This is a genomic window from Salinifilum aidingensis, assembly GCF_054782015.1.
The window spans coordinates 1-9,250 of record NZ_BAAGTH010000026.1 but is presented as its reverse complement, the minus strand read 5'-3'; the positions used below and the strand labels follow the sequence as shown (position 1 = coordinate 9,250).

8 protein-coding genes and 2 pseudogenes are annotated in these 9,250 nt (G+C 70.5%); 1 reads left to right on the top strand and 9 read right to left on the bottom strand.

What is annotated here, in order from left to right:
• Positions 1-5: 5 nt before the first annotated feature.
• Positions 6-125, top strand: a complete 120-nt coding sequence (locus tag ACYVJE_RS22935) for an aldehyde dehydrogenase family protein (protein ID WP_461145941.1) — start codon at positions 6-8, stop codon at positions 123-125.
• Between the two features lie 117 nt (positions 126-242).
• Here the strand turns inward: ACYVJE_RS22935 and ACYVJE_RS22930 are convergent.
• The 9 genes and pseudogenes from ACYVJE_RS22930 to ACYVJE_RS22890 all read right to left on the bottom strand — a co-directional run.
• A pseudogene (locus ACYVJE_RS22930) lies at positions 243-491 on the bottom strand (MBL fold metallo-hydrolase); the annotation flags it as partial.
• 629 nt (positions 492-1,120) lie between these two features.
• Positions 1,121-2,008 carry a methylenetetrahydrofolate reductase gene (locus ACYVJE_RS22925; RefSeq protein ID WP_461146116.1) on the bottom strand — a complete coding sequence of 296 codons (888 nt, stop codon included), beginning with the start codon at positions 2,006-2,008 and terminating at the stop codon, positions 1,121-1,123.
• 167 nt (positions 2,009-2,175) lie between these two features.
• Positions 2,176-2,805: an MBL fold metallo-hydrolase gene (locus tag ACYVJE_RS22920; RefSeq protein WP_461146115.1), complete on the bottom strand. Its 630-nt coding sequence runs from the start codon at positions 2,803-2,805 to the stop codon at positions 2,176-2,178.
• Positions 2,805-3,887, bottom strand: a complete 1,083-nt coding sequence (locus ACYVJE_RS22915; protein WP_461146114.1) for an S-(hydroxymethyl)mycothiol dehydrogenase — start codon at positions 3,885-3,887, stop codon at positions 2,805-2,807. Before ACYVJE_RS22915 ends, ACYVJE_RS22920 begins: the two co-directional genes overlap by 1 nt.
• 100 nt (positions 3,888-3,987) lie before the next feature.
• The gene (locus ACYVJE_RS22910) at positions 3,988-4,578 is read right to left on the bottom strand and encodes a sarcosine oxidase subunit gamma (RefSeq protein WP_461146113.1); all 591 of its coding nucleotides are present in this window, start codon (positions 4,576-4,578) and stop codon (positions 3,988-3,990) included.
• The gene (locus tag ACYVJE_RS22905; protein WP_461146112.1) at positions 4,568-7,411 is read right to left on the bottom strand and encodes a 2Fe-2S iron-sulfur cluster-binding protein; all 2,844 of its coding nucleotides are present in this window, start codon (positions 7,409-7,411) and stop codon (positions 4,568-4,570) included. Before ACYVJE_RS22905 ends, ACYVJE_RS22910 begins: the two co-directional genes overlap by 11 nt.
• A complete protein-coding gene (locus tag ACYVJE_RS22900; RefSeq protein WP_461146111.1) occupies positions 7,408-7,677 on the bottom strand; it encodes a sarcosine oxidase subunit delta in 270 nt (89 codons plus the stop codon). Before ACYVJE_RS22900 ends, ACYVJE_RS22905 begins: the two co-directional genes overlap by 4 nt.
• Before the next feature lie 103 nt (positions 7,678-7,780).
• The gene (locus ACYVJE_RS22895) at positions 7,781-9,010 is read right to left on the bottom strand and encodes a sarcosine oxidase subunit beta family protein (RefSeq protein WP_461146110.1); all 1,230 of its coding nucleotides are present in this window, start codon (positions 9,008-9,010) and stop codon (positions 7,781-7,783) included.
• A pseudogene (locus ACYVJE_RS22890) lies at positions 9,010-9,250 on the bottom strand (serine hydroxymethyltransferase); the annotation flags it as partial. The gene ACYVJE_RS22895 and the pseudogene ACYVJE_RS22890, both read right to left, overlap by 1 nt.

Sequence of the window (9,250 nt, the reverse complement as noted above, 5' to 3'; positions counted from 1 at the left end):
TGGCCCTGGCCAGCGAACTGCCCTGGGGCGGCTTCAAAGGCTCCGGCTACGGCCGCGACCTGTCCATCTACGCCCTCGACGACTACTCCCGCACCAAACACGTCATGCACAACCACACGCGCTGACCATCCCGGTGGTCAGCGCGTGCCGCGTGCTGATCGTGCTCTCGGTTCGGAAGACCGGGGTCGAAAGCACGGGGGTCGCGGAGGACATCGAACCCCTCGATGTCCTCCGCGACGCGCTCAGTACCCGCGTGCCACCCACTCGTCGAAGTGCGGTACGACCTCCCCGATCGTCGTGCTCGGCCCGTGCCCCGGCCGGACCCTGGTCGAGCTCGGCAACGTGAGCAGCCGGTCCCGGATCGACGCGGTGATGGTGCCGAAGTCCGAGAACGACCGCCCGGTCGCCCCGGGGCCACCGGCGAACAGGGTGTCGCCGGTGAACACCGTCCCGAGATCGGGGCAGTACAGGCACACCGACCCGGGCGAGTGGGACATGACCGCGGATCGGACAGGTTCGTCCACCTGCAGACGCATGACGAAGGTGGCCGTCGCCAGCTTGGTCGGCACGACGATCGAGTGGTACGACTTCTCCCTCTACGGCACGAGATCGCGACCACCAGGAACGCGGAGGAGATCAGCTTCGCCGGCAGAACAGTGGTCTGTGACATCCCGGTGCGCATCATCCCGCAGGAGAGCAGTGGTGCTCGCCGGGGTGGCGATCGGCGTGGCGAACGTGCTGATGTACCAGCCCACGGCGCGTTCTTCACCGAGATCTTCGATCCCGACGTGCGGGGCACGGGGGCCAACCTCGGCGTCCAGTCGCCACGGTCCTCGGTGGCGGCACCGCACCGCTGATCGCCACTTCACTCGTGGCGTGGGCCGGCAGCACCTCCTGGCCGGTCTCGTCGTACCTGACCGCCATGACTGGTCTCAACCACGTGCACCCTGCTGCCCCGGCAAAGCCGGCCGGTGCCGCGCACGAGCGACGATCGGCGGGACAGCACCCTCCACCAACAGCGACGTGGTGCGGACCCCGCGCACGAGTACCGGCCGCAGGGCGGGGTCGCAGCCGCGCACGCGTGGACACGATTCGCCGGACGTGATCACGCCGGGCGGGATCACGGCAGGTGGGCGAGCCAACGCTGGCGCCACGCCTCCGTGCTGGCGAGATCGTTGAACGTGAAGACGTGGAACCCGCTGAGGTTGCTGTCGGAACGCGCCAGGTGGGGCGCCACCGCCCGGACGATCCTGTTCGGACTGTAGCCACCGGGCAGGAAGAACCGCCACAGCATGTTCGACTGCTTCTTCAGGAACCGGGCGGATTGACCCAGACCGAGACCACTGGAGACGCGGATCAGCTTCTGGCGGTTGATCGCACCGGGGATCCCCACGCGCACCGGAAGACGCACCCCACCGGCCCGCACGTTCCGCGCCCAGCGAATGGTGGCTCTCGCGTCGAAGCACAGCTGGGTCATGAGAACGTCGGCGCGGGCGGCCTTCTCGTGGAGGGCGCGTTCGATGACGTCGTGGCCGATCGTGCCGTGCCCCTCCGGATAACCGGCGACGCCGACGCTCGAGAAGGCGTGGCCCTGCTCCTCCAAGGAGACCAGCAGACTCCTCGCATCGGCGAACGCGCCGACGGGGACGGCGGCGTCGCCACCGATGGCGACGATCTCGTCCACCCCCGCGTCCTGGAGCTGCGCGGCGAGATCGGCCAAGTGCCCGCGGTCGCGGACGAGGCGCGCTGGAAGGTGCGGTGCCACGTGGTACCCGTTCTTGCTGAGCCGAACGGCCAGGTCCACGGTCGCGTCGATCCCCTTCGCTTCCGTCGCGGTGACGGTCAGCGCCACGTCGCTCGGCACGTGGGCGAGCACTCCGTCCTCGGTGCTGTCGAACGGCAGCACCTCGTAGGTCGCCGCGCGCAACGCTTCGGCCGCTGCTGCTCTCCAGGGAGCTGTCGCGGCGATCCCATCGTCCGGTCGCTTCGAGCGATCTGGGTGTCCCATCGATGCACCACTTTCCGTTGTCCGAAGGGGTGTCCGCGTTCCTCGCCACCGCTGGGCCGCGAAGGTGCGAGCGGACACCACGTGGCAGGAAGCGGGATCTCAGTGCGGACCAGCGAGTCGGGGGCGTGCCGCGGTGCAGTTCGGCACGCCCCGACTACGGCGGCGCTTCAGTAACCCCGCGCCACCCACTCGTCGAAGTGCGGTACGACCTCCCCGATCGTCGTGCTCGGTCCGTGCCCCGGCCGGACCCTGGTCGAGCTCGGCAACGTGAGCAGCCGGTCCCGGATCGACGCGGTGATGGTGCCGAAGTCCGAGAACGACCGCCCGGTCGCCCCGGGGCCACCGGCGAACAGGGTGTCCCCTGTGAACACGGTCCCGAGGTCGGGGCAGTACAGGCACACCGACCCGGGCGAGTGACCGGGGGTGTGGATGACCTGGATCTCGGCCCGGTTCAAGGCGACGCGCTGCCCGTCGGCGAGCTCGCCGTGCGGCTTCTCCTCGGGATGCGTCAGCTCCCAGACCGGGAGGTCCGCGGGGTGCAGGTGCACCGGTGCTCCCACCGCGTCGGCGAGTTGCAGCGCCACCGCCACGTGGTCGTCGTGGGCGTGCGTGGCGAGGATGGCCAGAACGGTTCTGCCGGCGATCAGCTCGCGGATGGTCTCGACGTCGTGCGGTACGTCGATGACCATGCAGGTCTGGTCGTCGCCGACGACCCAGGCGTTGTTCTCGACGTCGTGGACCTCTCCGTCGAGGGAGAACTTGCCTTGCGTTGTCGCGTGGTCGATGCGCATGCCCATCACAGCGTCACCACCGAACGCAGGACCTCCCCGCGGTGAATCTTCTCGAAAGCGCCCTCGACACCGTCGAGGTCGACCTCTTCGGTGACGAACCTCTCCAGCGGAAGCTTGCCCTGCTGGTGCAGTTCGGTCAGCTCAGTGAAGTCCCGCTCGGGCAGGCAGTCGCCGTACCAGCTGGACTTCAGCGTGCCGCCGCGGGCGAACACGTCGATCATCGGCAGCGACAGCTGCACTTGCGGGTCGGGGACGCCGACAAGCACGACCGTGCCCGCGAGGTCTCGCGCGTAGAACGCCTGCTCGTAGGTCTGCGGGATCCCGACGGCGTCGATGACGACGTCGGCGCCGTTGCCGTCGGTGAGTTCGCGGACCGCCTGCACGGTGTCGGTCTCGGAAGCGTTGACCTCGTGCGTGGCGCCGAACTCCCGCGCCCACTTCAGCTTGTTCGGATCGATGTCCACGGCGATGATCCGCCGAGCAGCGGCGAGGTCGGCACCGGCGACCGCGGCGCTGCCGACACCGCCGCAGCCGATGACGGCGACGGTGTCTCCCCGCTGGACCGGGGCCGTGTTCACCGCGGCTCCGATGCCGGCCATCACCCCGCATCCGAGCAGTCCGGCGACCTCCGGTGCGCACCCGGGGTCCACCTTGGTGCACTGTCCGGAGTGGACCAGGGTCTTCTCGGCGAACCCGCCGATTCCCAGTGCCGGCGAGAGCGGCGTGCCGTCCTCGAGCGTCATGGGTTGCGCCGCGTTGTGCGTGTCGAAGCAGTACTGCGGGCGGCCACGCCGGCACGCCCGGCAGTCACCGCAGACCGCGCGCCAGTTCAGCACGACGAAATCACCGGGCTCGACGTTGTGCACCCCCTCGCCGACCGAGTCGACGACGCCCGCCACCTCGTGCCCGAGCAGGAACGGGTAGTCATCGCTGATGCCGCCTTCGCGGTAGGCCAGGTCGGTGTGGCACACGCCGCAGGCCTGCACCTGCACCACGGCCTCGCCCGGGCCGGGGTCCGGGACGTGGATGGTGGTGACTTCGACCGGCTTTCCCTTGCCGGTCGCCACAACTCCTCGTACTTCGGTCACGAGCAACTCCAGTTCGTCGGATCAACGTTCGCGGCCCGTCCGCGGTGGGCGGAGGCGCCCCGCGGCCGCGGCGGACCGGGTGTCACTGCATCGGTGGGGTTCAGCGGTGGTACTCGGCGGCGGCGTCGATCAACCAGTCGGCGAGGTAGCGGGCGTAGGAGGCGCGCACGAACAGCCAGAAGCTCGGCGTGCGCGCGTTCCGGCACAGCAGGGTCACCCCGGCGCGGGCCAGCAGGGTGTGCGCGCACTGGTCGGTCTCGAAGCTGAGGGGGTGCAGGTCCAGGGCGCAGCCCTTGTTCAGCAGGTCGCGGGCCTGGGGCCCGGAGACCTCGAGGATCGTCCGCTGCGCGGAGACGTCGACCACCGCGCCGTGCTCGTCGTCCAGGGCCGCGGTGAGCAGATCCCCGGTGTCGCGGGCATTGCCCTCCGGGCCGACCAGCAGCCACTCGTCGGGCCCCATCCACAGCACGTGCAGGCTGTCCGTCCGCACCACTTGGCCCGGTTGGTTCGGCAGCATGACGCCGAGGGCGGTCCCGATCCGCTCCGCCGCCGGGCTTTTGGGATCCACGCGCAGGGTGACCTGCGAGGTGAACGGCACCTCGGCGAGGCGCACCGCGCCGGGCACCGATTGCCGGGCCAGCTCGTCGGTGTAGGCGGCCAGGGGGGATTCGCCGTACAGCTCAACCGTCACGACGCGCTCCTTCCTTGTCGTAGAAGACGGGCTCGGTGATCTCGACCGGCACGAGCTGGTCGTCGACGTGGCCGTAAATCGTCTCGCCGATGCGGTCGCGGCCGGCCTTGACCAGCGCCAGCGCGAAGGGCCTGCCAAGCGCGGCGCTGCGGTAGCTCGAGGTCACGTGCCCGAGCATCGGCACCGGCGGCTCGCCCAGCACGTCGTCCTCCACGAGCTGCGTGCCCTCGGGAACGACGCGGGACTCCGCCGCCGGCAGCAGGCCGACCAGGTGCTTGCGGTCGCTGCGGGCCGTGTCCGGGCGGGTGAAGGAGCGCTTGCCGAGGAAGTCGTCCTTCTTCTTCGACACGGCCCAGCTCATGCCCAGGTCGTGCGGGGTGACGGTCCCGTCGGTGTCCTGCCCGACGATCGGGAAGCCCTTCTCCGCCCGCAGCACGTGCATCGTCTCCGTGCCGTAGGGGGTGATGCCGAACGGCTCGCCCGCGGTGTGCAGCGCCTGCCACAGCTCGCGGCCGTACCACCACGGCACGTTGATCTCGAAGGCCAACTCGCCGGAGAAGCTGATCCGGCACACCCGCGCCTTCCTGCCCGCGACGACACCGTCCACGAAGGACATGAACGGGAAGTCGTCGTTGCCCAGATCGATGTCCGTGCCCGCCCGGTCCAGCACCGCCCGGGCGTCGGGACCGGCCAGCGCGATCGTGGCCCAGTGCTCGGTCACCGAGCTGAGATGCACCCGCAGGTGCGTCCACTCGGTCTGCAGCCAGTCCTCCAGGTGCTCCAACACCCCGGCCGCTCCGCCGGACGTGGTGGAGATCAGGTAGCGGTGCTCACCGGTGCGCACGACGGTGCCGTCGTCGAAGACCATGCCGTCGGCGCGGCACATCACCCCGTAGCGGATCCGCCCCACCTTGAGCGTGCTCATCTTGTTCGTGTAGACGAGGTCGAGGAACTCCGCCGCGTCCGGACCCTGCACGTCGATCTTGCCCAGTGTGGACACGTCCTGCATGCCCACCCCGGTGCGCACCGCGCGGCACTCGCGCAGCACCGCGGTCTCCATGTCCTCACCGGCCTGCGGGTAGTACCACGGACGCTTCCACTGGCCCACGTTCTCGAACAACGCGCCGCGCGCGACGTGCCAGTCGTGCATGGCCGTCACCCGGATCGGGTCGTAGAGGTCACCCCGGTCCCGCCCGGCGAACGCGGCGAAGGGAACCGGTGCGTACGGCGGGCGGGAGGTCGTCGTCCCCACTTCCGAGACGTCCCTGCCCAGCAGTTCCGCGACGACGCCCGTCGACAGCGTCCCCGAGGTCTTGCCCTGGTCGTGCCCCGTGCCGATCGTGGTGAAGCGCTTGACGTGCTCCACCGACGTCATCCCCGCGCCGACGGCCTTGCGGACGTCGGCCACCGTCGCATCCCGCGCCAGATCCACGAACTCCTCGGATCCGGTGGAGTCCGCCGGCGCGTGGGGCAGCCACGTGGGCTGCGGTTCCATCACGGGCTGGGACCGGGTTGCGGGAACCTCGGCGAAATCCGCGTCGAATCCGGCAGCCCTGGCGGCATCGCTGCCGGCCTCGGCCCCCGTCCGCAGGCAGGTGACGGTGGAGAAGCTGCCGGCGACCGCGCCGACGGCGTGCGTACCGCGCGCGCCGCGGGCGGGGACGAACGCGCCGATCTCCGCCGCGTAGCGCAGGGTTCCGCGCGCCTGGCCGTGCAGTTGCACCGCCGGGTTCCACCCCCCGGAGACCAGCAGCAGATCGCACCCGACGTGGTACTGCCCCTCCGAGGTGGTGGCACCTCCGGTCGACAGGGGTTGCACGTCGACACCGGAGACGTGCTCGGTTCCCGAGGTGGCCCGCACGGCAGCACCGGTGTGGATGGGGATGCCCCGCTCGACGCACCGGGATGCCCACACCGTCGGGGCCTCGGGCCGGACGTCGACGACGGCGGCGATCTCCGCACCGGCGTCGTGCAGGTCGACCGCGGCGGCGTAGGCGCTGTCGTTGGTGGTGAAAACGACCGCGCGCCGCCCCGGGAGGGTGCTGTACCGGTGCAGGTACGTCCTGGCCGATCCGGCCAGCATCGTGCCCGGGCGGTCGTTGCCGGAGAAGACCAGCGGCCGTTCGTGCGCACCGGTGGCCAGCACCACCTGCCGCGCGCGGATGTGCCAGGTGCGCTGGCGGGTGTGCGTCTGCTCGCCCCGGTGCTCGACGGCGACGAGGTAGTTGTCGTCGTAGTGCCCCACCACCGTGGTCCGCGCCAGCGCGGTCACCTCCGGGGCGGCCTCCAGTTCCTCGACCACGCGGCGGATCCACCGCTGCGACGGTGCGCGGTCCAGGAGCTCGCCGCTGCCCAGTAGGCTGCCGCCGAACTCGGTGTCGGCCTCGGCCACGATCACCCGGGCCCCGCTGGCCGCGGCGCTGCGCGCGGCGGCCAGTCCCGCCGGGCCGGCACCGACGACGAGCACGTCGCAGTGCGCGTGCATCGCGTCGTAGCGGGCGGGATCCGCCTCGGCGGACAACCAGCCCTGCCCCGGCAGTCCCGTGGCCACCAGCCCCTCGCGCAGCTCGACCGCGGTCGCCGGCAGCATCGGCTCCGGGAACGGCTCCTCGACCTGCACCAGCGCGTTGGGCTCCTCGACCCCGGCGGTCATGATGCCGCGCGGCCGTCCGTACCGGATGCTGGTGGTCACCTGGTGCACCCCGTTTGCCAGCAACGCCGAGGCGAGGGTGTCCCCCTCGTAGCCCTCGTAGTCGCTGCCGTTGAAGCGGAAGCGCACGGGGCGGTCCCTGTTGATCCGCCCGCCGTCGGCGAGCCTGAACTCGTTGCTCACTGGATCACCGCCCCGGCCGTGGTCTCGTCGTGGATCTCGTTGGTGACCGTGTCCCGGCAGACGGTGAACCAGCGGCGACAACCCGCCTGGTGGAACCACCTCTCGGTGAACACGCCCTTGGGATTCGCCCGGTAGAACAGGAACTCCGCCCACTCGACGTCGGACACCGCGTGCGGATCAGCCGGGTAGGACACACCGGCCTGACCTCCGCAGTGGAACTCGACTTCGTTGCGCGGCCCGCACCACGGGCACGGAATCAACATCATGGTGCGCAGGACCTCCTCGCATGGATCGTGTGGACGGCGCCGAACGGGGACACCGCAGGCCCGGCCACGGACAGCGGACTCGGGCCGGCGGGAGTGAGTGCTCTCAGTGGGCCACGCCCGCGGCGCCGTGCTCGTCGACCAGGGCACCGGTGGTGAACCTGTCCAGGTTGAACGGCGCGTTGAGCGGATGCGGTTCGTCGTGGGCGATGGTGTGGGCGTAGCACCACCCCACCCCCGGGGTGGACTTGAACCCGCCCGTCCCCCAACCGCAGTTGACGTAGAGGCCCTCGAACGGCGTCAGCCCCATGATCGCCGAAGCGTCGGGCGTCACGTCGACGACTCCGGCCCACGTGCGCAGCACGTGCGCCCGCGAGAACATCGGGAACAGCTCCACCGCCGCGGTCAGCTCCCGCTCGATGGTGTGGAACGCCCCGCGCTGGCCGTAGGAGTTGTAGGAGTCGATGCCCGCCCCCAGGACGAGTTCGCCCTTGTGGGCCTGGTTGACGTAAACGTGCACCGCGTTCGACATGACCACCGTCGGATGCACCGGCTCCAGCAACTCCGAGACCATCGCCTGCAACGGGTGGCTCTGGATCGGGAGGCGCAACCCGAGGTCGTCGGCCAGCACCGACGTGTGCCCCGCCGCCGCCAACGCCACCTTGCCGGCCCGGATCGGACCGCGCGTGGTTTCCACGCCGACCACCCGGTCACCGACGCGTTCGAAGCCGGTGACCTCGCAGCCCTGCACCAGATCCACGCCCATGCGGTCCAGCGCCCGCGCGAAGCCCCACGCGACGTGGTCGTGCTTGGCGATGCCCGCCCGCGGCTGCCACGTCGCCCCCAGCACGGGGTACCGCAAGTCCTGCGAGGTGTTCAGGATCGGGCAGATCTCGGCCACCTGGTCCGGGTCGAGCCACTCGGCGTCCACACCGTTGAGCCGGTTGGCCCCGACCCGCCGCACGCTGTCGCGAACCTCCTGCAGCGAGTGCGCCAGGTTCAGCACGCCCCGCTGGGAGAACAGCAGCGGGTAGTCGAGCTCCTCCTCCAGCCCCTCCCACAGCTTCAACGCGTGCTCGTACAGCCCCGCGCTCTCGTCCCACAGGTAGTTCGACCGGATGATCGTCGTGTTGCGGGCCATGTTCCCGCCCGCCAACCAGCCCTTCTCCAGCACGGCCATGTTCGTGATGCCGTGGTTGACCGCCAGGTAGTAGGCGGTCGCCAAACCGTGCCCGCCGCCACCGACGATCACCACGTCGTAGGAGGGCTTCGGATCCGCCGACCGCCAGAGCCAATCGGGGTGCTCCGGCAGGTCTGCGCCGGGAGTGCGCGGCATCAGAACCCTCCTTTCAGGTTCGGGTAGAGGGGGAAGGAACCGGCGAGGGCCTCGACGCGGGCCCGCAGCTTCTTCGTGCTCGCCTCGTCGAGGTTCGGCTGCAGCGCTTCGGCGATGACGTCGGCGACCTCGCCGAACTCCTCGGCGCCGAAGCCGCGGGTGGCCAGCGCGGACGTGCCGATCCGCAGCCCGGAGGTCACCATCGGCGGCCGCGGATCGTTCGGCACCGCGTTGCGGTTG

Bases quoted from the DNA above. Each gene is read 5' to 3' on its own strand.
- ACYVJE_RS22925 (WP_461146116.1), bottom strand. From the start codon at position 2,008: ATGGGACACCCAGATCGCTCGAAGCGACCGGACGATGGGATCGCCGCG.
- ACYVJE_RS22920 (WP_461146115.1), bottom strand. From the start codon at position 2,805: ATGGGCATGCGCATCGACCACGCGACAACGCAAGGCAAGTTCTCCCTC.
- ACYVJE_RS22900 (WP_461146111.1), bottom strand. From the start codon at position 7,677: ATGATGTTGATTCCGTGCCCGTGGTGCGGGCCGCGCAACGAAGTCGAG.
- ACYVJE_RS22895 (WP_461146110.1), bottom strand. From the start codon at position 9,010: ATGCCGCGCACTCCCGGCGCAGACCTGCCGGAGCACCCCGATTGGCTC.